Source organism: Serratia liquefaciens ATCC 27592 (assembly GCF_000422085.1).
Classification (GTDB): Bacteria; Pseudomonadota; Gammaproteobacteria; order Enterobacterales; family Enterobacteriaceae; genus Serratia; species Serratia liquefaciens.
Genome location: NC_021741.1, coordinates 4,920,197 through 4,941,599, shown reverse-complemented (window position 1 = coordinate 4,941,599; position 21,403 = coordinate 4,920,197). Strand labels below are relative to the sequence as shown.

Sequence of the window (21,403 nt, the reverse complement as noted above, 5' to 3'; positions counted from 1 at the left end):
GGCCTTGTTGATCCTGCCCGTATTACTCTTCTTTGGCGTTATTCAGCGCCAGCGATACCGCCAGGGTTTGCGCCAGACACATAGAGGCGACCTGGGAGCGGAAACCGTCCACCTGCGCTTCGCGCACCACAAAGCACACGTCGCTGAAGGCGGCCAGCGGGCTGACCTGGCTGTCGGTAATGGCAATCTGCTGTGCGCCACGCTTGGCGCCCAACTCCACCAGCTCCAACGCTTCCTGCGCATACGGCGAATAGCTGATGGCGATCACGACGTCATTGGGTTTCACCATGCTGAGTTGCTCGGTAAACATGCCGCCCAAACCGTCGATCAGAAAGGCTCGGCGCTCCAGGTGACGCAAGGCATAGGTGAGGTACGAGGCGACGCTGAATGAACGACGCAGACCGATCACGTAGATATTTTCGGCGTTGTTCAGCAACTCAACCGCGCGATCCAACTGCTCGGGGCTGGTTTGCATCGCCAGCTGTTGCAGGGCCTGAGCATTGACCATGGTGAAAACGTTAAGAATTTCCGCCGGCTTTTCCGGCGCAACGTTATCGTCGGTAGAGGTCTGGCGAAACAGGCGGGCCCGCTCGGTATAGTTGACCGTTTCTTCCATCAGGTGCTGGCGAAAAACCTGTTTCATTTCGTTGAAACCGCTGAAGCCAAACGCGTTGGCAAAGCGGATCAGGGTCGACGGCGGGACGCTGGCCTGTGCGGCGATGGAGGCGACGGTATCGAAAGCAATGCTGTTACTGTTATCCAAAATGTAACGCGCCACCTGTTTCAAACGCTTGCTCAGCGTTTCATAACGGTGGCGGATCTCGTCCTGTAACAGCGAAAGTTGAGTTGGGTTGTTCATCCATTCGGCTCGCAGTGTGGGCTAAGGCGTATTGGCCTGACGCCTGAATTATTGACAGCTCATTCTAACAGATGGAGCGGAAGTTTCATTTCACCAAAAAGCGATTTATTCGATTGCAAGTTGCGTTACTTCACAGAAAACCGGCAAAAAAATCCCCTTAAAGCGGCGAAAATCGTTTAAGGGGAGGGTTTGTCGATTAAGACGAGTGAGAGGTTGGGCGGTATTGGCGCCAGAAGCCAATCAGCGTCAGGTATTTTTGTTTCACCTGCTCGATTAAGCCAGCGTCATCCAGTTCGCCCTGCAACCAGCGGCGTGAAGGCTGGCCGAAGATGGTGCGGCCGACGGCAAAACCTTTTACCCAACGGGCGTCTGCCGCCGCGGCGAAACCGGCCTTCAGCGTTTCTTCCGGTGAGTCCAGCCCCAGTATCAATACGCCACGGCAGAATGGATCGTTCGCCTCTATCAAAGCCCCCACCCGCTGCCAATTTTCTGCGCTCAGCGGCGGCAATTTCCACCAGTCGGGCTTGATGCCCAGCGTGTAAAAATATTGCAACATCTCCAGATAGTAGCTTTCGGCCTTGTCGGCGTTGCTTTCCGGCAGGATCACCTCCAGCAACAGTTCGTGGCCGGACTTGCAGCAACCGCGATACACGTCGCCAATCAGTTCATCCTGCTCGCGACGCAGTTCGGCGGCGTCATGCGGATGGTAAAACACCAGGCACTTCACCACGTGCTCCTGCGGCCAGTCGATCAGCTGCGAGCCAATATTGCCGTGCTCCAGTCGTAGCGGGCGTGAACTGGGCAGCTCGATCGGTCGGCCAATCCACCAGCCCTGCCCGGTGATGCTGTTCAGCGCCGCCTGCCCATAGGTGGTATCGGCCAGAATGCCGCTGTTGCCCTGCAACCCGGCAACCTCGGCGGCCTGTTGCGCCGCGGTCAGCAGCAGGGTTTTCAGTTTGGGAATGCGTTCCTCGCTGACGTTGGCTTCTCGCGCCATGTCCGCCAGCTGTTTGCGGTGGTCGAAAGCGAACACGCACAGCTCCGGCCACTGCTGTTTGCGTGTAGTGACCCGGTGCAGATGGTTAAGCCGCGCATCGCGATCCGGACGTTTCACTTCCTGCTCGCGCTGTAGGTAGTCATCCAGTTCCTGCTTGGTCGGCATCGCCGGCGCACAGCCGTGACGCGAAACCACCAGTGCGCCGCAGGCATTGGCATAGCGGCAGGCCTGATCCCAACCTTCATCGTTCAGGTAACCGCGCAGCAGGCCGGACATAAAGGCATCGCCCGCACCCAGTACGTTCAGTACCTCAACCCTTACGCCGGAGTGCAGTTTGACCTGCTGCCAGCTTGTCGGGATCTCCGCTTCAAATACCGAACAGCCCTGGGCGCCGCGTTTGCAAACCAGCGTGGCCTGGGTCGCCTTGCGCACGTTTTTCAACGCGGTCAGGGTATCGGTGCTGCCGCCGGCAATATGAAACTCTTCTTCGGTGCCGACGATCAGATCAAAGTGATGCAGCACTTCTTGCAGTTCGCGGGTCACTTTTTCTGACTCGACGAAACGGGTTTCACCGTCGCCCAGCGATGTCAGGCCCCACAGCACCGGCCGATAATCGATATCCAACGCGGTGCGCAGACCGTGGCGTCGGGCGTATTCCAGCGCCTTCAACACTGCCGCGCGGGTGTTCGGATGCGACAGGTGGGTGCCAGTAATGGCCAATGCCCGTGACGATGCAATGTAGGCCTCGTCGATATCGTCCGGCGTCAACGCCATATCGGCGCAGTTTTCGCGGTAGAAAATCAGCGGGAAGGTTTCCTGATCTTTAATGCCGAGGATCACCAGGCCGGTCAGGCGCTGGGGGTCGGTAATCAGGCTTTGGGTGTCGGCACCGACGCGTTGCAGTTCTTCGCGTAGGAAACGGCCCATATGTTCGTCGCCGACGCGGGCCAGCATGCCGGACTTCAGACCCTGAATGGCCGTGCCGTAAGCCACATTGCCGGAAGAGCCGCCGAGATATTTTGAGAATGTGCTGGCATCTTCCAGGCGTGCGCCGATTTGCTGTGCATAGAAATCGACGGCGATACGCCCGAGACAAATGACATCAAGCTGTTTTTCTTGTGTAGCCATACCCGTTTCCTTCTGTATTAAGCGAAACCCCGACTGCGAAGCATTTTTGGAGTATGAGGAATAAAAATTTCAATTTCAAGATTGAATGAAATTTACACCCCAAAAATGTGATGCATTTAAAACCCCGTTGCTACAACGGTAAAGGGTATCGAAAACCCCGCCCGCCCTGAGGTGAAAACGCCGAGGGTCGGCAAGGGTATCCTTGGTGTCACAGGCTGATGGTGCCAAGGGTTGCTGTGAGTTCAGGCGGTGTTGGGTGGACGCCTCAACGGGTGAAAGGGTGGCTAAGTCAGTGAATTCTAAAGGCATGGATGAAACGGGGTTTTCATCATTATGGGATCTTTATCGCAAAATGAAATGTTTCTTCTGTAATGTGATTTTATGAAAAATATATTTGTTTATAATCCCAACACGTTTCAGGTTGTCGGCTTAAGCAGGACACAGCGCTTGCTGACGGCGAGTATCACACAGCTTATCTGGTTCGGCATGTAACTGGTGCCGGCGCGGGCGAGACTAATCTAAAAGGGTGAGTAAATGGGCAAGATCCGGTTAACCATGGCACAGGCACTCGTCAGGTTCCTCGACAACCAGTACCTGTTGGTCGACGGCGTGGAAACCAAATTCGTCAAAGGCATCTTTGCGATTTTCGGCCACGGCAACGTCCTCGGTCTGGGGCAGGCGCTGGAGCAGGACAGCGGTGAGCTGGTGGTGCATCAGGGGCGTAACGAGCAGGGTATGGCCCACGCAGCGACCGGCTTCGCCAAGCAGAAGCTGCGTCAGCAGATCTATGCCTGCACCTCTTCCGTCGGGCCCGGCGCCGCCAATATGATCACCGCCGCCGCGACCGCCACCGCCAACCGCATTCCTTTATTGCTGCTGCCGGGCGATGTTTACGCCTCGCGCCAGCCGGACCCGGTGCTGCAGCAGATTGAACAGTCCTACGATCTCAGCATCAGCACCAATGACGCCTTCCGTGCGGTGAGCAAGTACTGGGACCGCATAGTGCGTCCTGAACAGCTGATGAGCGCCTGCATCAATGCGATGCGCGTGCTGACCGATCCGGCGGAAACCGGCGCGGTGACGCTGTGCCTGCCGCAGGACGTGCAGGGCGAAGCCTATGACTACCCGGACTATTTCTTCCAAAAGCGTGTGCATCGGCTCGATCGCCGTCCGGCGACTGCAGGCATGCTGGAGGATGCGTTGGCGCTGCTGACCGCTAAACGTCGCCCGCTGCTGGTATGCGGTGGCGGGGTGAAATACTCGCAGGCCGGCCAGGCGCTGCGTGACTTCGCCGAGCGTTTCCAGATCCCGTTTGCCGAAACTCAGGCGGGCAAAGGCACGGTGCCTAGCAGCCATGAATTCAACCTGGGGGGCATCGGTGAAACCGGCTGTCTGGCGGCGAATACGCTGGCCCGTCAGGCCGATCTGGTGATTGGCGTGGGCACCCGTTATACCGACTTCACCACTTCGTCAAAATGGCTGTTCCAGCATCCGGACGTCGATTTCCTCAATATTAACGTCAGCGCTTTTGACGCCGGCAAGCTCGACGGCGTGCAGGTGTTGGCCGATGCCCGCGAAGCGCTGTCCGCACTGAGCGAACGGCTGGCACAGGCGGATTATCGCGCCGGCTGGGGTAATGCCATTGCCGACGCACGCAGCGCGCAACAGCAGGAAACCGCCCGGGTTTATGCGGTGGAATACACCGGAGAAGGTTTTGTTCCTGAAATTGACGATCACCTCGATCGTGACCGCGTGTTTGCCGAATTTATCGAAAAGACCGACTCCTTGTTAACCCAAAGCCGGGTGCTGGGGGTACTGAACCAGTATCTGCCGCAGGACAGCGTGATCGTCGCCGCCGCGGGCAGCCTGCCGGGTGATTTGCAACGGGTGTGGTACAACCACGGCGAACAGGGTTATCACGTGGAATACGGCTACTCCTGTATGGGCTACGAGGTCAATGCCGCGCTGGGGGTCAAGCTGGCTGAGCCGAACCGCGAGGTGTATGCGATGGTCGGCGACGGCGCCTTTATGATGCTGCATTCCGAACTGGTCACCTCGATTCAGGAAGGCTGCAAAATCAACGTGGTGCTGCTCGACAACATGACCAACGGCTGCATCAACAACCTGCAGATGGAACACGGCATGGACAGCTACACCACCGAGTTCCGCTTCCGCAACCCGCAGGGCGGTAAGCTCGACGGCAATTTGGTGCCGGTCAACTTTGCCATGCTGGCTGCGGCCTACGGTTGCAAAACCTACAGCGTGACCACCGAGCAGCAGCTGATCGAAGCGCTGGCTGATGCCCGTCGGCAAACCGTGTCGACCCTGCTGGACATCAAGGTGCTGCCAAAAACCATGGTGCACAAATATCTCAGCTGGTGGCGCGTGGGCGGTGCCCAGGTTGCCGACAGCGAAAAAATCGTCGCCGTGGCCCGCAAGCTGCAGGAAAACATCGATAAGGCCCGCGACTACTGATCAGGATCCCGTTTGATTACCCAGACCTTGCGTCTGCCGCAACTATTTGAAGAGGATAACGAAAATGACATTGAACATTGGGGTTATTGGCACCGGCGCAATCGGTCGGGATCACATTCGCCGCTGCAGCAAAGTGTTGCAGGGCGGCCGTATCGTGGCGGTCAACGACATCAATCGCGACAGCGCCGCCAAGGTGGTGAGCGACCTGAAGCTGGACGCCAAGGTGTATGACAACGGCCACGATCTGGTCAATGCGGCGGACGTGCAGGCGGTGCTGGTCACCTCCTGGGGCCCGAGTCACGAAGAGTTCGTGTTGGCCGCGATTGCCGCCGGTAAGCCGGTATTCTGTGAAAAGCCGCTGGCGGTTACCGCTCAGGGCTGCAAAAACATCGTCGAGGCCGAAGCGAAACACGGTAAACGTCTGGTGCAGGTCGGCTTTATGCGCCCTTACGATCAGGGTTACCGCGCATTAAAACAGGTGCTGACCAGCGGGCAAATTGGCGAACCGCTGATGCTGCACTGCGCGCACCGCAACCCGACCGTCGGCGAAGCTTACACCACGGATATGGCGATCACCGACACCCTGATCCACGAGATTGACGTGCTGCGCTGGCTGCTGGATGACGACTATGTCTCGGTGCAGGTCGTGTTCCCGCGTAAAAGCCCCAAGGCGTTCCCGCACCTGAAAGATCCGCAAATTGTGCTGTTCGAAACCGCCAAAGGCACGCGCATCGACGTCGAAATTTTCGTTAACTGCCAATACGGCTATGACATCCAGTGTGAGGTGGTGGGTGAAACCGGCATTGCCAAGCTGCCAGAGCCGTCGTCGGTGCAGATGCGCAGCGGCGCCCGACTGTCTACCGAAATTCTGACCGACTGGAAAGACCGCTTTATCGATGCTTATGACGTCGAGCTGCAAGGCTTTATCAATGACGTCTTGGCCGGCAAGCTGACCGGGCCTTCCGCCTGGGATGGTTATGCCGCTTCTGTCACTGCCGACGCCTGCGTGGCCGCGCAACTCAGCGGTGAAATTGTGCCGGTGACCTTGCCGCCACGCCCGGCTTTTTACGGCAACTGATGGGTTGAGAGCCGCACTTACGTTTAAAGAGGAATGACCATGAAGATCGCTTTTGATGTGGATGTCATCAGGGACCTTGGCATCACCAAAATGGTTGAGCAGGTGGCGGACTGGGGCTATCAGTATATTGAGCAGTCGCCACACCCGCAGATCAATCCGTTCTACAAGCATCCGAAAGCCGGGCGCGAAGTGATGGCGGAATACAAAAATGCGCTGAAGGCCACCGGCGTGGAGATTTCCTCGTTTATCGTGGTGTATCGCTGGTCCGGTCCGGGCGAAGATCGCCGCCAGGCGGCGGTCAAAAACTGGCGCCGGATGATTGAAATCGCAGTGGAAATGGGTGTGCAGGTGATCAATACCGAGCTGGCGGGTAACCCCAATGAGCCGGAGATCTGTGAAGAACTGTGGTACCGCTCAATGGAGGAGCTGCTGCCGATTATCGAGCGCGAAGGCATCCGCATGGAAATCCAATCGCACCCGTGGGATTTCTGCGAGCTGAGCAATGAAACCGCCGATATCGTCAAGTCGTTACGCAGCGATCACGTGAAGTATCTCTACAGCGTGCCGCACACCTTCTACTACGACAAAGGCCAGGGTGACGTGGCCAGCATGCTGAAATATGCCGGTGACGATCTCTCGCACGTGTTGATAGCCGACACCATGAACCATACCAAGCACTGCCGCTATATCGTCAACCCGCCGGGTGTAGACGCCGCCGTGCACCAGCATATGGGTATCGGCGAAGGGGAAGTGGATTTCGATGCCCTGTTCCAGACGTTGCGCGATATGGAGTTTGCCAATCGTAATTTTAAGGTGGGCGGCGAATCCATTATCTGCACCTCGCTGTTTGGCTATCCGGAACGAATGAAAACTCAGGCGGTAGCGACCCGAGAGCGCATCGAAAAAGAGCTGTTGGGTAAATAAATTTCTCGGCTGCGTGGGTGTGAAATCACCGGCGTGCTGCTCCTATGATTGAGGCTGAAAATGAATAAAGACAACGTAAAACTGGCCATCGCCCCGATTGGCTGGACCAACGACGACATGCCCGACCTGGGCAAAGAGAACACTTTCCAACAGTGCGTCAGCGAAATGGCGCTGGCCGGGTTTACCGGCAGCGAAGTGGGCAGCAAGTATCCGCGCGATCCGGCGGTGCTCAAGCCGATGCTGGATATCCGCGGCATTCAAATCTGCAACGCCTGGTTCAGCACCTTCTTCGCCGATGGTCAGAAAGAAAAAACCATTGATGAATTTATTAACCATATGAATTTCCTGCATGCGATGGGCGCCAAGGTGATTGGCTGCTCCGAGCAGAGCAAAAGCATTCAGGGCACCACCAAAGGGGTGTTCGAAGAGAAGCCGTATTTCAGCGATGAAGAGTGGCAGCGAGTGGCCGATGGCTACAATGAGCTGGCCAAGATTGCTGCCGGCAAGGGCATGCAGGTTTGTCTGCACCACCATATGGGTACCGGCATTCAAACTACCGCCGAGATCGACCGTTACATGAGCATGGTGAACGACGACGTCTACCTGCTGTTTGATACTGGCCATGCTTACTATTCAGAAGGCAGCCAGCAGGCGATGATGGCGATACTGGAAAAATACCTGCCGCGTATTAACCATGTGCATCTGAAAGATGTGCGTGACGACGTGGTGGCTGAGGTAAAGGCCAACAAACTCAGCTTCCTCGACGGCGTGAAGAAAGGCACCTTTACCGTGCCGGGTGATGGGGTGATCGACTTCCGTCCGGTGTTTAAACTGCTGGATGAGCGTGGTTACAAAGGGTGGATGGTGGTGGAGGCCGAGCAGGATCCGGCGCTGGCCAACCCGTTTGAGTATGCGGTGAAGGCGCGCCGTTATATTAAAGAGACCGCCGGCATTTAATTCGCAGGCGATCGACAAGGGGCGCTCGAGTCATCGATGCGCCCTTTTTTATTGGCAACGTCAGGCGAGGGTTTTCCAGGTGGTTACCTGTCCGCCGGGCCATGGGGTCGCCGCATAGACACCACGGGCGATGGCCCGTGCCAGGGTGTCCGCAGCCAGTGCACCTATCTGCAGCACCGCCAGCTCTCGGCTGCCTTGCACCTCACGCTGCCCGGTGGATAAGGCAAACACCACATCGCCGTCGAACGGGCTGTGTAGCGGGCGGATAGCGCGTGCCATGCCGTCCTGCGCCATCATCGCCACGCGTTTCAGCTCCACCCGGGTCAACGCCAGATCGGTGGCGATGCAAGCCAGGGTGGTGTTCTTCCTGCCGCCCGTCGGTTCTTCTGGCATCCAGTCTTCGCCCTGGCCATGCAACTGCGCCAGCGCTGCGGCACCGCCGTTGCCAAACTCGCCGTCGATTTCATAAGGCGTCGCCCAGAAGGCTCGGGTCCCGGGGGCGACGACCGATCCCAGGCTATTGACCGCCACCAGTGCGCCGACGGTAGCGCCATTGGTCGCCACGATCGACGCCGAACCCAGCCCGCCTTTCAGCTTGCCCATGCCGGTCATGGCACCATAGCCGGCACCCACGGTGCCGAGCGGGAAGTCGTGGCCGGCCTTGCCGGCGGCCTCTATCCCCAATTGGCGATAGGGTGGGTCGAGCTGCCAGTTTTTATCGCCGGCGTTGCTTAGATCATACAGGCAGGCGGTGGGTACGATGGGAGAGACCGGTACGCCTGGTGCCGGACGCAGGGCGTAACCACGCCCCTGTTGCCCCAGCCAGGCTGCGACGCCATCTGCCGCCGCCAGCCCATACACCGAACCGCCGCTCAGCACCAGTGCATCAAGGGTTTGTACCAGATTGTCTTCCCCCAGCGCATCGGTTTCGCGGGTTGCCGGGCCGCCACCGCGCACATCGACGGCGGCGATCGCCGGGTTATCCGGCAGGATCACCGTGGTGCCGGTACGCACCCGGCTGTCCTGAGCGACCCCGACCTTCAGGCCGGGCACGTCGGTAATCAGGTTACGGGTGCCGGTTCGAACGGCGGGAGAACTTGGCATTGCGGCCCCCAGGAAGGTGGTGGGAGAGAGGATGCCGATAGCACCCGTTACGCAGGCCAGCGTTTGCACGAAGGTGCGACGGCTGACGGTGAAGGGGCGGTTTGCCGCCCCTGGTTCACTTTTTATCTCACTCATGAGGCTGATTTTTTCTGCTGTTCACTGCGAAAGCGAGCCATATGGTAAGAATCTACCAGCATGCCGTCGCGCATGGCGTAAGCGCGGCTGGTCCCTTCGATTTCAAAACCGAACTTGCGGTATAGCGCGATGGCCGCCTGATTATCGGTAAATACCGTCAGCTCGATGCGTTCGATGTCTGCCCAATTGTCGCACAGGTCAATCATCGCCTTCATCAGGCTGCTGCCGACACCTTTGCCGTGGTGGTGATCATCGACGCCGATGCCAAAGGTCGCCACGTGGCGGCGGCGCACACGCTGATTCAGCATCACGCTCAACTGACCGACAATCTGTCCGTCGATGCAGGCCACCAGGCTATGCGTGCCCGGTTCGAGGTTGGCGAGGCGCTTGTGCCATAGTTCGACCGACGGTAGCGGAAGATGTAGCGTGTCACGGTAAGCCTTCGGCTGAGAATAGAGTTGATGCAGGGCCTGTGCATCTGCCGTTTCCACGTGACGAACTACGATTTCACTCATTACACTGCTCCTTTGGCTTACCGGTTGAATAACCTCTGAATTTATCGGTTTATTGTGTCGAGTCAACATTATTCCGGATTGGTTAAAAAAACGCTTTACAGGTGCGAATGATAATGATTATTATTGCGATGCGTTCCGGGGAGAGTATCAACCTTTGATACCCTCGCTGCGAAGGCACGACATTGCTCACATTGCTTCCAAGTATTACTTAGCCAGCTCGGGTGCTGGCTTTTTTTTTGCCTGTTTTCAGCTCACCTGCCTTCAACAAATTCCCTGCCAATGGCTTCGCAACTCCATCTAAATTTTTGAACAGAGGGATGAGTTTTTTACGCTTTCATATTCTGCTGCCAGGACTAGACTGTAAAAAACATTGAGGAGAGTTGAATATGATTTATCTACGTAAGGCAGAAGATCGCGGTCATGCCAATCATGGTTGGCTGGATAGCTGGCACACCTTCTCCTTTGCCAACTATTACGATGCCGATTTTATGGGCTTCTCGGCGCTGCGGGTGATCAACGAAGACGTGATCGACGCAGGGCAGGGTTTTGGCACCCACCCGCATAAAGACATGGAAATCCTGACCTACGTGCTGAGCGGCACGGTAGAACATCAGGACAGCATGGGCAATAAAGAGCAGATCCAGGCCGGTGAGTTTCAGATCATGAGTGCCGGCACCGGGGTGCGTCACTCCGAGTACAACGGCAATAACGATCGTCCGTTGCACCTGTACCAGATTTGGATCATTCCCGATCGGGTCGGGCTGGAGCCGCGCTATGAGCAACGCATGTTTGATGCACCACAGGGCCGCCAACTGGTGTTGTCGCCGGATGCGCGCGACGGTTCACTGAAAGTGTTCCAGGACATGACGCTGTCCCGCTGGGCATTGAAGCAAGACGAACAGGCAGAATGCCCGATTGAAGCCGGTCGTCGCGTGTGGATCCAGGTGGTGCGTGGCAAGGTAGTGGTCAATGGCCAGCAGGCCGGCACCAGCGATGCGTTCGCGGTGTGGGATGAAACTGCGCTGTCGATTCATGCCGATGAAGACAGTGAAATCCTGCTGTTCGATCTGCCGCCGGTCTGATAAAGCGGTAAATACTGAGGGCTCACACAGTGAGCCCTTTTTGCGTTGTGACGTCCGATAACCAACAATATCGGCAGCGGTTTTTTTTTGCTAAAATGAGCGCCCATTCACGGTTAGCCAGTTCATTGATAATGAAGAAAAAACGGCCGGTACTTCAAGATGTCGCAGACAAGGTTGGCGTTACCAAGATGACGGTGAGCCGTTATCTGCGTAATCCCGAGCAGGTTTCTGCCATCTTGCAGCAAAAAATTGCCGTCGCGCTGGATGAGCTGGGCTACATTCCCAACCGTGCGCCGGATATCCTTTCCAACTCCACCAGTCGCGCCATTGGCGTATTGCTGCCGTCGTTGACCAACCAGGTGTTCGCCGAAGTGCTGCGCGGCATCGAGAGCGTCACCGATGCGCACAATTACCAGACCATGCTGGCGCACTACGGCTATTTGCCGGAGCGCGAAGAACAGCGCCTGACCTCGCTGCTGTCTTACAACATTGATGGGCTGATCCTGTCTGAACGCCACCATACGCCGCGCACCATGAAGATGATTGAGGTGGCAGGGATCCCGGTTGTCGAACTGATGGACTGCGTTTCACCGTGCATTGACCTGGCCGTGGGGTTTAACAACTTTGAGGCGGCACGCCAGATGACTCAGCAAATCATCGCGCACGGTCATCGCCACGTGGTGTATTTCGGGGCGCGTCAGGATGAACGTACCATTATCAAGCAACAGGGCTATGAACAGGCGATGCGCGAATCCGGTCTCGAGCCGTACAGCGTCATGACTGCGCGTTCGTCGTCCTATTCCGCCGGTGGCGAACTGCTGCGTCAGGCGCAGCGCGATTACCCGCAGATCGACAGTATTTTCTGCACCAACGATGACCTGGCGATTGGTGCGACCTTTGAGTGCCAGCGCCAAGGGCTGTCGATCCCCAAAGATATGGCGATTGCCGGTTTCCACGGCCACGATATCGGTCAGGTGATGGTGCCAAAACTGGCGAGCGTCCTGACGCCGCGTGAACGCATGGGGCAGATCGGGGCTGAACGCCTGTTGGCGCGTTTGCGGGGCGAAACGGTCAGCCCGCGCATGGTGGACGTCGGTTTTACCGTGATCCCCGGCGGCAGCATCTGAGCGCTTTTAACTCTTTGTTTCGTCAATTTTAATTTTAAAATCGCGCCGCCCGGCGCGTTTTGCTATTCATCTGTAAGCCCACCGCGTGTTACCCCCATAAGTTTGATCTCTATCCCAGAACGCGAATTTTAGCCCGTTACCCGGTTCCGACACTGCTGTTGTTACCGGTATCATGATACCGGTAACAACGAGGTCAATGACCTTGTGGCGGCGCGATAGGGTCGCTACAGGGAGAAATAGAACCCTTGACTCAGCACCACCTACAGCTCGTCTTCTAACACCGGGAAGAGCCTAAAAATACAACAAACGCGCGCTTTACGGCCTATCGTAAAGAGAGTCTGCGATAAAAAGGTTGGAGAAAAATTATGCCATTAGTGATTGTTGCAGGCGGCGTCGCGCTGCTGTTGCTGCTGATGATCCGCTTTAAGCTGAACGGCTTTATCTCTCTGGTTCTGGTTGCTCTGGCGGTGGGTATCGCTCAGGGTATGCCAGTCGATAAAGTGATCGGCTCCATCAAGGCCGGCGTGGGCGGCACCCTGGGCAGCCTGGCGCTGATCATGGGCTTCGGCGCCATGCTGGGCAAGCTGCTGGCGGACTGCGGCGGCGCCCAGCGCATCGCCACTACGCTTATCGAGAAGTTCGGTCAAAAATACATTCAATGGGCGGTGGTACTGACTGGTTTTACCGTCGGTTTTGCACTGTTCTATGAAGTTGGCTTCGTGCTGCTGCTGCCGCTGGTCTTCAGTATCGCCGCGTCTGCACGCGTGCCGCTGCTGTATGTCGGCGTGCCGATGGCGGCTGCGCTGTCGGTGACCCACGGTTTCCTGCCGCCGCACCCTGGCCCAACGGCGATCGCCACCATCTTCCATGCCGATATGGGTAAAACCCTGCTGTACGGCACGCTGCTGGCCATTCCGACGGTGATCCTGGCCGGTCCTGTCTTTGCCCGTTTCCTGAAAGGCATCGACAAGCCGGTTCCTGAAGGCCTGTATAACCCAAAAATCTTCACCGAAGAAGAAATGCCAAGCTTTGGCATCAGCGTTGCCACCTCGTTGGTGCCGGTGATCCTGATGGCGCTGCGTGCGGTAGCGGAAATGGTGCTGCCGAAGGGCCATAGCCTGCTGCGCTTTGCCGAGTTCTTCGGCGATCCGGTGATGGCGACGTTGATTGCGGTACTGATCGCTATCTTCACCTTTGGCTTGAACCGCGGCCGTACTATGGATGAAGTGATGGGTACCATCACCGACTCCATCAAAATTATCGCCATGATGCTGTTGATCATCGGCGGTGGCGGTGCGTTCAAGCAGGTACTGGTCGACAGCGGCGTGGAGAAATACATTGCCGCCCTGATGGAAGGCAGCAACGTCTCACCTATTCTGATGGCCTGGTCGATTGCGGCTGCGCTGCGTCTGGCGCTGGGTTCCGCTACCGTGGCGGCGATCACCGCCGGCGGCATCGTGGCCCCGTTGATCGCCACTACCGGCGTCAGCCCGGAGCTGATGGTGATCGCGGTCGGTTCAGGCAGCGTGATTTTCTCTCACGTCAACGATCCGGGGTTCTGGCTGTTCAAGGAGTATTTCAACCTGAGTATCATGGAAACCATCAAGTCCTGGTCGGTGCTGGAAACCATCATTTCCGTCTGCGGCCTGGTAGGGTGTTTGCTGCTGGCGACGGTGGTCTAATATTCCTGTCGTTTTTCAGGTTGGCGCAGCGTTGACTGCCACTTGAAATGCAAAGGGAATAGCGAGGTTATCCGGCACCCCGTGGGGGTGTCGGACATTCTTTTGAGTTTGGGGCGCATTTGATGGCGCAGGCGGCGTATCCCGTTGCCAGAACGTACATCTGACTCCGTAAGGGCATGACATTATGAGTAATCCACAGCACCACGTATTTATTTTGATGGGCGTTTCAGGCAGCGGAAAATCTGCCGTCGCCAGCGCCGTTGCCCATGAAGCTCATGCCGCGATGCTGGACGGAGACTACCTGCACCCGCGCGCCAACATTAACAAAATGGCCGCCGGGCATGCGCTGGACGATAACGATCGCGCCCCGTGGTTGGCCGCATTGAATGACGCTATCTTTGCCATGGAACGCACCAATGACGTCTCTCTGCTGGTGTGTTCGGCGCTGAAAAAAAGCTATCGCGACCGTCTGCGTGAAGGCAACCGCAACCTGCATTTCATCTATCTGAAGGGTGACAAGGCGGTGATTGAAGAGCGCCTGAAGCAGCGCAAAGGGCATTTCTTCAAGCCGCAGATGCTGGTTTCCCAATTTGCCACCCTGGAAGAGCCGGGCGCGCAGGAGCCGGATGTGCAGGCGATTGATATCGATCAGCCGCTGGATGGCGTAGTCGCCGATACTCTTGCCTATATTCGGCATGTTGCAGCCCAGTAATCCGGGCTGCCACCCTTAGCCGGCGCCGCACAGGCGCCCGTTTATTCACTACAGCTTCATGTAAGCCCGCACGCCGTCCAGGAACATCTGGGTCGACAGCATCACCAGAATCAGCCCCATCAGCCTTTCCAGCGCGCTCACGCCTTTACTGCCCAGCAGGCGCAGGAACAAGTCCGACATCAGCAAAATAGCGGCAGAAATCCCCCAGGCAATCAGCAGCGCCACTACCAGATGTGAAATCTGGTTCGGATACTGGTGCGAGAGCAGCATCAGCGCCGCCAGAATCGAAGGCCCGGCGACCAGTGGGATGGCGAGCGGGACCAGGAAGGGTTCTTCCCCGGCGGAAAGCCCGCTGCTGTTGCCCTCCTGCGTAGGGAAAATCATTTTGATGGCGATCAGAAACAAAATAATCCCGCCGGAAATGGACACGGTTTCGGTTCGCAGGTTGAGGAACGCCAGAATTTTCTCGCCGGCGAACAGGAATATCAACATTAACAACAGGGCGATCAGCAATTCGCGGATCACCACCACCCGGCGTCGGCGCGGTTCCAGATGTTTGAGTACCGACATGAAAATCGGCAAGTTGCCTAGCGGATCCATGATTAAAAACAGCAACACCGTGACGGAAATCATCTCTGTCATCATTACCTCTGCATCTGAAAAACGTGTCGGCCATCCCGACCCACGCACTAACCCATCCCCGATGGCTTGAAAGACAACGGGGTATATAAGAAGGATTGCTGAGAATCGTTCAGCTATCGAATAAATTCACTTTGCGCCTGCGCTGACATTTTGTAAGGTGGAGAGATAGTGCACACAACTTATAGCAGTCATCCTCCAAGGCAGGACAGTCATATGAAAAACGTTGGTTTCATCGGTTGGCGCGGAATGGTCGGCTCCGTACTCATGCAACGCATGACGGAAGAGCGCGATTTCGACGCCATTCGCCCGGTCTTTTTCTCCACTTCGCAGCACGGTTCTGCGGCGCCGGCATTCGGCGGCCAGCAGGGCACGCTGCAAGATGCTTACGATGTTGATGCGCTGAGCGCGCTCGACATCATTATTACCTGCCAGGGCGGCGATTATACCAACGAAATTTACCCGAAGCTGCGTGAAACCGGTTGGCAAGGCTACTGGATTGATGCCGCTTCTTCACTGCGCATGCAGGATGACGCGATTATCATTCTGGACCCGGTCAACCGCGACGTGATTCAGCAGGGCCTGGACAAAGGCATCAAGACCTTTGTCGGCGGCAACTGCACCGTTAGCCTGATGCTGATGTCGCTGGGCGGCCTGTTCGCCAACAACCTCGTCGAGTGGGCATCCGTTGCGACCTATCAGGCCGCTTCCGGCGGCGGCGCGCGCCACATGCGTGAGCTGTTGACTCAAATGGGCATGCTGCACGCAGACGTGGCGAAAGAGCTGCAGGATCCGGCATCGGCCATTTTGGACATCGAACGTAAAGTCACTGCGGCCACCCGCAGCGGCAAACTGCCAACCGATAACTTTGGCGTGCCGCTGGCCGGCAGCCTGATCCCGTGGATCGACAAGCAGCTCGATAACGGCCAGAGCCGCGAAGAGTGGAAAGGCCAGGCGGAAACCAACAAAATCCTCAACAGCAGCAGCGTGATCCCGGTTGATGGCCTGTGCGTGCGCGTTGGCGCGTTGCGTTGCCATAGCCAGGCATTCACCCTGAAACTGAAAAAAGACGTTTCGCTGCCGGAAATCGAGCAGATGCTGGCGACCCACAATGATTGGGTGCGGGTGATCCCGAACGACCGTGAACTGACCATGCGTGAACTGACGCCGGCTGCGGTTACCGGGACGCTGAATACGCCAGTCGGTCGTCTGCGTAAGCTGAATATGGGGCCGGAATACCTGTCTGCGTTCACCGTGGGTGACCAGTTGCTGTGGGGTGCGGCTGAACCGCTGCGCCGCATGCTGCGTATCCTGCTGTAACCTGAACTGTACTTCCCGAGGGCTGAGCTCTTTCAGCCCTCAAAAGCCTTATTTTCTTCCTTTTTCTCCGTTTCGGCGCGCTATGGACTAAGTCGCTGCAAAGGGGAGAAAGCACACAAGCCATCGGCACTCCACCATGCGGGCAGCAGCGCAAAGACGCTGTCAGGCTGGCAGTTTTCTTAATGAAGCTTTTTCCTGGTAATGCGGCAATGTTTTTAACTGACATTAGCTATGCTTAAAGGGCTGGCGGATAAATTTTCGCCAGCACCAAAAATAAGCATAAAGAGCGGTATTCGGGTCGGTAGGGTGAAAATTGATCAATAACCGACTGTAATCACGCTTTAGAAACCGAATGAATTGCATGATAACCAAAACGGCTATGGATTAAGCGTTACGCCCTGTGGATCTCAAGGTACAGCCAACGCCGCTGTAACCTGAAAGGCGATGGGCTGCGTGGCCTCTTATAAATCATGCTCTTAATCTTAGGAAGAAGACTATGCCTGTACTTCCCGATCGTGACGTGATTGATCAGCTTTTCTCCGGCAACTCTGCCGATCCTTTTTCCCTGCTTGGCATGCATGCGGTCGATAACGGCCTGCAGGTGCGTGCGCTGTTGCCTGACGCCAGCGAAGTCTGGCTGCGGGATCAGCAAACCGGCCGCCGATTGGTGCAGCTGAACTGTGATGATGAGCGGGGTTTTTTCAGCGCCACGGTGCCGCGCCGTAAAACGCCGTTCCGCTATCAGTTTGATGTGCGCTGGCACGATCACCAACAGATCGTCGACGATCCCTACCGCTTCGGCACCCTGCTGCAGGATATTGACAGTTGGCTGTTGGCTGAAGGGACCCATTTGCGTCCTTATGAACGTTTGGGCGCTCATCTCGCCACGCTCGATGACGTCGAAGGCGTCAGTTTTGCCGTTTGGGCACCCAACGCCCAGCGAGTCTCGGTGGTGGGGGAATTCAACTTTTGGGACGGACGCCGCCATCCGATGCGCCTGCGTCGTGAAAATGGCATTTGGGAGCTGTTTCTGCCGGGCGTGAAGGCCGGGCAGTTGTACAAATATGAAATCATCGACTGCTACGGCAACACCCAGCTCAAGGCCGATCCTTACGCATTTGAAGCGCAGATGCGACCGGACACCGCGTCGTTGGTCACTCCGTTGCCTGAGGTGGTAGAAAACACCCCGCAACGTCAGCGGGCCAATGATTTTGACCGCCCGATTTCTATCTACGAAGTGCATCTTGGCTCGTGGCGCCGCCACACCGACGATAATTTCTGGCTCAGCTACGGCGAACTGGCCGTGCAGCTGATTGATTACGTCAAGGACATGGGATTCACCCATATCGAGCTGCTGCCGATTAACGAGCACCCGTTTGACGGCAGTTGGGGTTATCAGCCTCTAGGTCTGTACGCGCCGACCCGACGTTTCGGCACTCCGGCTGACTTTAAGGCGTTTGTGGCTGCGGCGCATCGGGCCGGCATTAACGTGATCCTCGACTGGGTGCCGGGGCATTTTCCCAGCGACGCCTATGGCCTGGCGAACTTCGACGGCACCGCGCTGTATGAATACGCCGATCCGCGCGAAGGCTTTCATCAGGACTGGAATACCCTGATCTATAACTATGGCCGCAACGAGGTGCGTAATTATCTGGCAGGTAATGCCCTTTACTGGCTGGAGCGTTATGGCATAGATGCGCTGCGCGTCGATGCGGTAGCCTCGATGATCTACCGTGATTACAGCCGCGCTGACGGCGAATGGGTGCCGAATTACTACGGCGGTAACGAGAATCTGGAGGCCATCGCCTTCCTGCGTTATACCAACCACACCGTCGGCAAGGAGCGCCCCGGCGCGGTGACGCTGGCGGAAGAATCCACCGATTACCCAGGCGTGACGCTGCCGCCGGAATCCAATGGCCTGGGGTTCCATTACAAATGGAACCTGGGGTGGATGCACGACACGCTTAACTACATGAAATGCGACCCGGTGCACCGTAAATATCATCACAATCAGATGACTTTCGGCATGTTGTACGCCTACACCGAGAACTTTGTGCTGCCGATTTCCCATGACGAAGTGGTGCATGGCAAGAAATCGGTGCTCGACCGCATGCCCGGCGATGCCTGGCAGAAGTTTGCCAACCTGCGCGCCTACTACGGCTTTATGTGGGCGCATCCGGGCAAGAAGCTGCTGTTTATGGGCTGCGAATTTGCCCAGGGGCGCGAATGGAACTTCGACAGCAGCCTCGACTGGCACCTGCTGGAAGGGTTGGACGGCTGGCACCACGGCGTGCAACGGCTGGTGCGCGATCTCAACCATTGCTATCAACAGCAGGCGCCGTTGTATGAGCGCGACTATCGCCCTGACGGCTTTGAGTGGCTGGTGGTGGACGACCACGACAACTCGGTGTTCGCCTTTGCCCGTTACGATTCGCAGGGTAATGAGCTGATTGCCGTCAGCAACTTCACTCCGGTACCGCGCCATCATTATCGCATCGGCATTTCGCGTGCCGGCGAATACCGGGAAATCCTCAATACCGACTCGCATCATTATCACGGCAGCAATACCGGCAATCAGGGCCGCGTGGTGTCTGAACCGATAGGCAACCACGGCCGCGAGCATTCGATCAGCGTGACCGTACCGCCATTGGCGACCATCTACCTGCTGCGGGAGGCGCAATGACTGAGCTGACGCCCGGCATCGCCGCGCCTCTCGGGGCGCGCTATGACGGTAACGGCATCAACTTTAGCCTCTATTCCGCCCGAGCCACGGGGGTGGAGCTGTGCCTGTTTGACGAGCAGCAGCAGGAGGTTCGGCTGCCACTGACGGCGCGCAGCGGTGATATCTGGCACGGCTACCTGCCGGGCGGTAAACCGGGGCAGCGTTACGGTTTCCGGGTGCATGGTCCGTTTGATCCTGCGCAGGGGTTGCGTTTTAACCCCAACAAACTGCTGTTAGATCCCGCCGCGCGCGCGGTAGAGGGACCGGTTGCAGATGATCCTTACCTGCATGGCGGCTATGACCGGCCGGATCAGCATGACAGCGCCGAACTGATGCCCAAGTGTGTGGTGATTGACGAAGCTTACGATTGGCAGGATGACCGCCCGCCGGCTACGCCCTGGGGCAAAACGGTGATCTACGAAGCGCATGTGCGCGGCCTGACCTTGCAGCATCCGGAGATCCCACCGGTGTTGCGCGGTAGCTTCGCCGCGCTCGGTCACCCGGTGATGATTGCCTATTTCAAGCGGCTCGGCATCACTGCGCTGGAGTTGTTGCCGGTGCAGCAGCACAGTTCTGAACCGCGTCTGCAGCGGCTCGGACTGATTAATTACTGGGGCTACAACGTACTTGCGCCCTTTGCGCCGGATAACCGTTATTCCAGCCTGCGCACTGATACGACGCCGCTGCGCGAGTTTCGCGATGCGGTGAAAGCGCTGCATAAGGCCGGTATTGAGGTGATCCTCGACGTGGTGTTCAACCACAGCGCCGAGCTGGATACCGATGGGCCGACGTTGTCGCTGCGCGGTATCGATAACCCGGGCTATTACTGGCTCACCCCCGACGGCGACTACATGAACGATACCGGCTGCGGTAACACGCTGCGATTGGATCAGCCACAGGGCGTGGCCTGGGTGATGGACTGTCTGCGTTTTTGGGTGGGCGAATGCCACGTTGATGGCTTCCGCTTCGATCTGGGCAGCGTACTTGGCCGTACGCCTGCGTTCGACCGCGATGCGCCGTTGTTTCAGGCGATACTGGCGGACGACCTGCTTTCTCGCTGCAAGCTGATCGCCGAGCCGTGGGATATCGGGCCTGGCGGTTACCAGGTGGGCCAATTCCCGGGGCGCTTCGCCGAGTGGAACGACCATTACCGGGACGATATCCGTCGTTTCTGGCTGCAGGACGGCATATCGTTGGGGCAGTTCGCCCAACGTTTCGCCGCTTCCAGTGATCTGTTTAACCAACGCGGGCGTGCGCCGTACGCCAGCATCAACATGCTGACCGCTCATGACGGGTTCACCCTGCAGGACTTGGTCAGTTTTAACCGCAAGCACAACCAACTGAACGGTGAAGGTAACCGTGACGGCAGTGATCGTAACTTTAGCAATAACCACGGTGTTGAAGGCCCGATTGCCGACGATGCCATTTTGCAACGCCGCAGGGCCAGCCGACGAGCGCTGCTCGCCACGTTGTTGCTGTCCCAGGGGACGCCGATGCTGCTGGCCGGCGACGAGCATGGACACAGCCAGCAGGGCAACAACAATGCCTATTGTCAGGACAACGCTATCACCTGGCTCGACTGGGCCACGGCAGATGACGCTCTCACCGATTACACCGCAGCACTGATCCGTTTACGCCAACAAATCCCTGCCTTGCAGCAAGACCGCTGGTGGCAGGAGGGTGACGGCAGCGTGCAGTGGCTGAACGCGCAGGGGCAACCCCTCGACGCGCAAGAGTGGGAGCAGGGTGAACTGCGTTTGCAGATCTGTCTGTCGCAACGCTGGCTGGTGGTCGTGAACGCCACGCAGCAGGCGGTGGAGATGACGTTGCCCGTCGGCGATTGGCAGCTTGTCGCTCCCTTTACTCAGGAAGATTCGCGGGCGGTTTTACCCGCCTGGCACCAGGCTGCGCACTCGATTTGCGTGCTGGTAAAGAAAAAATAAAAGG

General features: G+C 57.4%; 16 protein-coding genes. 11 read left to right on the top strand and 5 right to left on the bottom strand.

Annotation, left to right across the window (positions count from 1 at the left end):
* Positions 1-22 precede the first annotated feature (22 nt).
* Together M495_RS23045 and M495_RS23040 are read right to left on the bottom strand one after the other, a co-directional pair.
* Positions 23-859 (bottom strand): MurR/RpiR family transcriptional regulator, encoded by an 837-nt coding sequence (locus tag M495_RS23045; RefSeq protein ID WP_020837400.1) that lies wholly within the window; start codon positions 857-859, stop codon positions 23-25.
* Positions 860-1,055: 196 nt separating this feature from the next.
* A complete protein-coding gene (locus tag M495_RS23040; RefSeq protein WP_020837399.1) occupies positions 1,056-2,984 on the bottom strand; it encodes a bifunctional 5-dehydro-2-deoxygluconokinase/5-dehydro-2-deoxyphosphogluconate aldolase in 1,929 nt (642 codons plus the stop codon).
* Between the two features lie 534 nt (positions 2,985-3,518).
* Between M495_RS23040 and iolD the strand changes: the two genes are divergently transcribed.
* The 4 genes from iolD (at position 3,519) to iolE (ending at position 8,418) form a co-directional block, all read left to right on the top strand.
* Positions 3,519-5,459, top strand: coding sequence for a 3D-(3,5/4)-trihydroxycyclohexane-1,2-dione acylhydrolase (decyclizing) (iolD, locus tag M495_RS23035; protein ID WP_020837397.1), 1,941 nt, complete (start codon positions 3,519-3,521; stop codon positions 5,457-5,459).
* Positions 5,460-5,523: 64 nt separating this feature from the next.
* Complete coding sequence (locus tag M495_RS23030; protein WP_020837396.1) at positions 5,524-6,537, top strand: Gfo/Idh/MocA family protein; 1,014 nt, start codon at positions 5,524-5,526, stop codon at positions 6,535-6,537.
* A gap of 39 nt (positions 6,538-6,576) precedes the next feature.
* Positions 6,577-7,461 carry a sugar phosphate isomerase/epimerase family protein gene (locus M495_RS23025; RefSeq protein ID WP_020837395.1) on the top strand — a complete coding sequence of 295 codons (885 nt, stop codon included), beginning with the start codon at positions 6,577-6,579 and terminating at the stop codon, positions 7,459-7,461.
* A gap of 60 nt (positions 7,462-7,521) precedes the next feature.
* On the top strand, positions 7,522-8,418 hold the full coding sequence (gene iolE / locus M495_RS23020) for a myo-inosose-2 dehydratase (protein WP_020837394.1): 897 nt from the start codon (positions 7,522-7,524) through the stop codon (positions 8,416-8,418).
* A 60-nt stretch (positions 8,419-8,478) separates the two neighbouring features.
* Here iolE and M495_RS23015 read toward each other — a convergent pair whose 3' ends face one another.
* Both M495_RS23015 and M495_RS23010 read right to left on the bottom strand, forming a co-directional pair.
* Positions 8,479-9,657 carry a P1 family peptidase gene (locus tag M495_RS23015; RefSeq protein ID WP_020837393.1) on the bottom strand — a complete coding sequence of 393 codons (1,179 nt, stop codon included), beginning with the start codon at positions 9,655-9,657 and terminating at the stop codon, positions 8,479-8,481.
* A complete protein-coding gene (locus M495_RS23010; RefSeq protein ID WP_020837392.1) occupies positions 9,654-10,172 on the bottom strand; it encodes a GNAT family N-acetyltransferase in 519 nt (172 codons plus the stop codon). Before M495_RS23010 ends, M495_RS23015 begins: the two co-directional genes overlap by 4 nt.
* Before the next feature lie 386 nt (positions 10,173-10,558).
* On the opposite strand from M495_RS23010, the gene M495_RS23005 reads away from it, so the two are divergent.
* From M495_RS23005 to gntK, 4 genes are all read left to right on the top strand, one after another.
* Positions 10,559-11,254 (top strand): pirin family protein, encoded by a 696-nt coding sequence (locus tag M495_RS23005; RefSeq protein WP_020837391.1) that lies wholly within the window; start codon positions 10,559-10,561, stop codon positions 11,252-11,254.
* A 131-nt stretch (positions 11,255-11,385) separates the two neighbouring features.
* Positions 11,386-12,381, top strand: coding sequence for a gluconate operon transcriptional repressor GntR (gene gntR, locus M495_RS23000; RefSeq protein WP_020837390.1), 996 nt, complete (start codon positions 11,386-11,388; stop codon positions 12,379-12,381).
* Between the two features lie 365 nt (positions 12,382-12,746).
* Positions 12,747-14,063: a gluconate transporter gene (gene gntT / locus M495_RS22995; RefSeq protein WP_020837389.1), complete on the top strand. Its 1,317-nt coding sequence runs from the start codon at positions 12,747-12,749 to the stop codon at positions 14,061-14,063.
* A 184-nt stretch (positions 14,064-14,247) separates the two neighbouring features.
* Positions 14,248-14,775, top strand: coding sequence for a gluconokinase (gntK, locus tag M495_RS22990; protein WP_020837388.1), 528 nt, complete (start codon positions 14,248-14,250; stop codon positions 14,773-14,775).
* 48 nt (positions 14,776-14,823) lie between these two features.
* Here the strand turns inward: gntK and M495_RS22985 are convergent, their stop codons facing one another.
* Positions 14,824-15,417 (bottom strand): YhgN family NAAT transporter, encoded by a 594-nt coding sequence (locus M495_RS22985; protein ID WP_041415736.1) that lies wholly within the window; start codon positions 15,415-15,417, stop codon positions 14,824-14,826.
* A 213-nt stretch (positions 15,418-15,630) separates the two neighbouring features.
* Here M495_RS22985 and asd point away from each other — a divergent pair, with 213 nt between their 5' ends.
* The 3 genes from asd to glgX all read left to right on the top strand — a co-directional run bounded on the left by asd (position 15,631) and on the right by glgX (position 21,399).
* Positions 15,631-16,734, top strand: a complete 1,104-nt coding sequence (gene asd / locus M495_RS22980) for an aspartate-semialdehyde dehydrogenase (RefSeq protein WP_020837386.1) — start codon at positions 15,631-15,633, stop codon at positions 16,732-16,734.
* Between the two features lie 496 nt (positions 16,735-17,230).
* Complete coding sequence (glgB, locus tag M495_RS22975) at positions 17,231-19,417, top strand: 1,4-alpha-glucan branching protein GlgB (RefSeq protein WP_020837385.1); 2,187 nt, start codon at positions 17,231-17,233, stop codon at positions 19,415-19,417.
* Complete coding sequence (glgX, locus tag M495_RS22970) at positions 19,414-21,399, top strand: glycogen debranching protein GlgX (protein WP_020837384.1); 1,986 nt, start codon at positions 19,414-19,416, stop codon at positions 21,397-21,399. The genes glgB and glgX overlap by 4 nt, the downstream gene beginning before the upstream one ends.
* The last annotated feature ends 4 nt before the right edge of the window (positions 21,400-21,403 follow it).

What these genes read in the sequence shown, in the direction of transcription:
- M495_RS23045 (WP_020837400.1), bottom strand. Translation starts at nt 859, where the DNA reads ATGAACAACCCAACTCAACTTTCGCTGTTACAGGACGAGATCCGCCAC.
- M495_RS23040 (WP_020837399.1), bottom strand. Translation starts at nt 2,984, where the DNA reads ATGGCTACACAAGAAAAACAGCTTGATGTCATTTGTCTCGGGCGTATC.
- iolD (WP_020837397.1), top strand. Translation starts at nt 3,519, where the DNA reads ATGGGCAAGATCCGGTTAACCATGGCACAGGCACTCGTCAGGTTCCTC.
- M495_RS23030 (WP_020837396.1), top strand. Translation starts at nt 5,524, where the DNA reads ATGACATTGAACATTGGGGTTATTGGCACCGGCGCAATCGGTCGGGAT.
- M495_RS23025 (WP_020837395.1), top strand. Translation starts at nt 6,577, where the DNA reads ATGAAGATCGCTTTTGATGTGGATGTCATCAGGGACCTTGGCATCACC.
- iolE (WP_020837394.1), top strand. Translation starts at nt 7,522, where the DNA reads ATGAATAAAGACAACGTAAAACTGGCCATCGCCCCGATTGGCTGGACC.
- M495_RS23015 (WP_020837393.1), bottom strand. Translation starts at nt 9,657, where the DNA reads ATGAGTGAGATAAAAAGTGAACCAGGGGCGGCAAACCGCCCCTTCACC.
- M495_RS23010 (WP_020837392.1), bottom strand. Translation starts at nt 10,172, where the DNA reads ATGAGTGAAATCGTAGTTCGTCACGTGGAAACGGCAGATGCACAGGCC.
- M495_RS23005 (WP_020837391.1), top strand. Translation starts at nt 10,559, where the DNA reads ATGATTTATCTACGTAAGGCAGAAGATCGCGGTCATGCCAATCATGGT.
- gntR (WP_020837390.1), top strand. Translation starts at nt 11,386, where the DNA reads ATGAAGAAAAAACGGCCGGTACTTCAAGATGTCGCAGACAAGGTTGGC.
- gntT (WP_020837389.1), top strand. Translation starts at nt 12,747, where the DNA reads ATGCCATTAGTGATTGTTGCAGGCGGCGTCGCGCTGCTGTTGCTGCTG.
- gntK (WP_020837388.1), top strand. Translation starts at nt 14,248, where the DNA reads ATGAGTAATCCACAGCACCACGTATTTATTTTGATGGGCGTTTCAGGC.
- M495_RS22985 (WP_041415736.1), bottom strand. Translation starts at nt 15,417, where the DNA reads ATGACAGAGATGATTTCCGTCACGGTGTTGCTGTTTTTAATCATGGAT.
- asd (WP_020837386.1), top strand. Translation starts at nt 15,631, where the DNA reads ATGAAAAACGTTGGTTTCATCGGTTGGCGCGGAATGGTCGGCTCCGTA.
- glgB (WP_020837385.1), top strand. Translation starts at nt 17,231, where the DNA reads ATGCCTGTACTTCCCGATCGTGACGTGATTGATCAGCTTTTCTCCGGC.
- glgX (WP_020837384.1), top strand. Translation starts at nt 19,414, where the DNA reads ATGACTGAGCTGACGCCCGGCATCGCCGCGCCTCTCGGGGCGCGCTAT.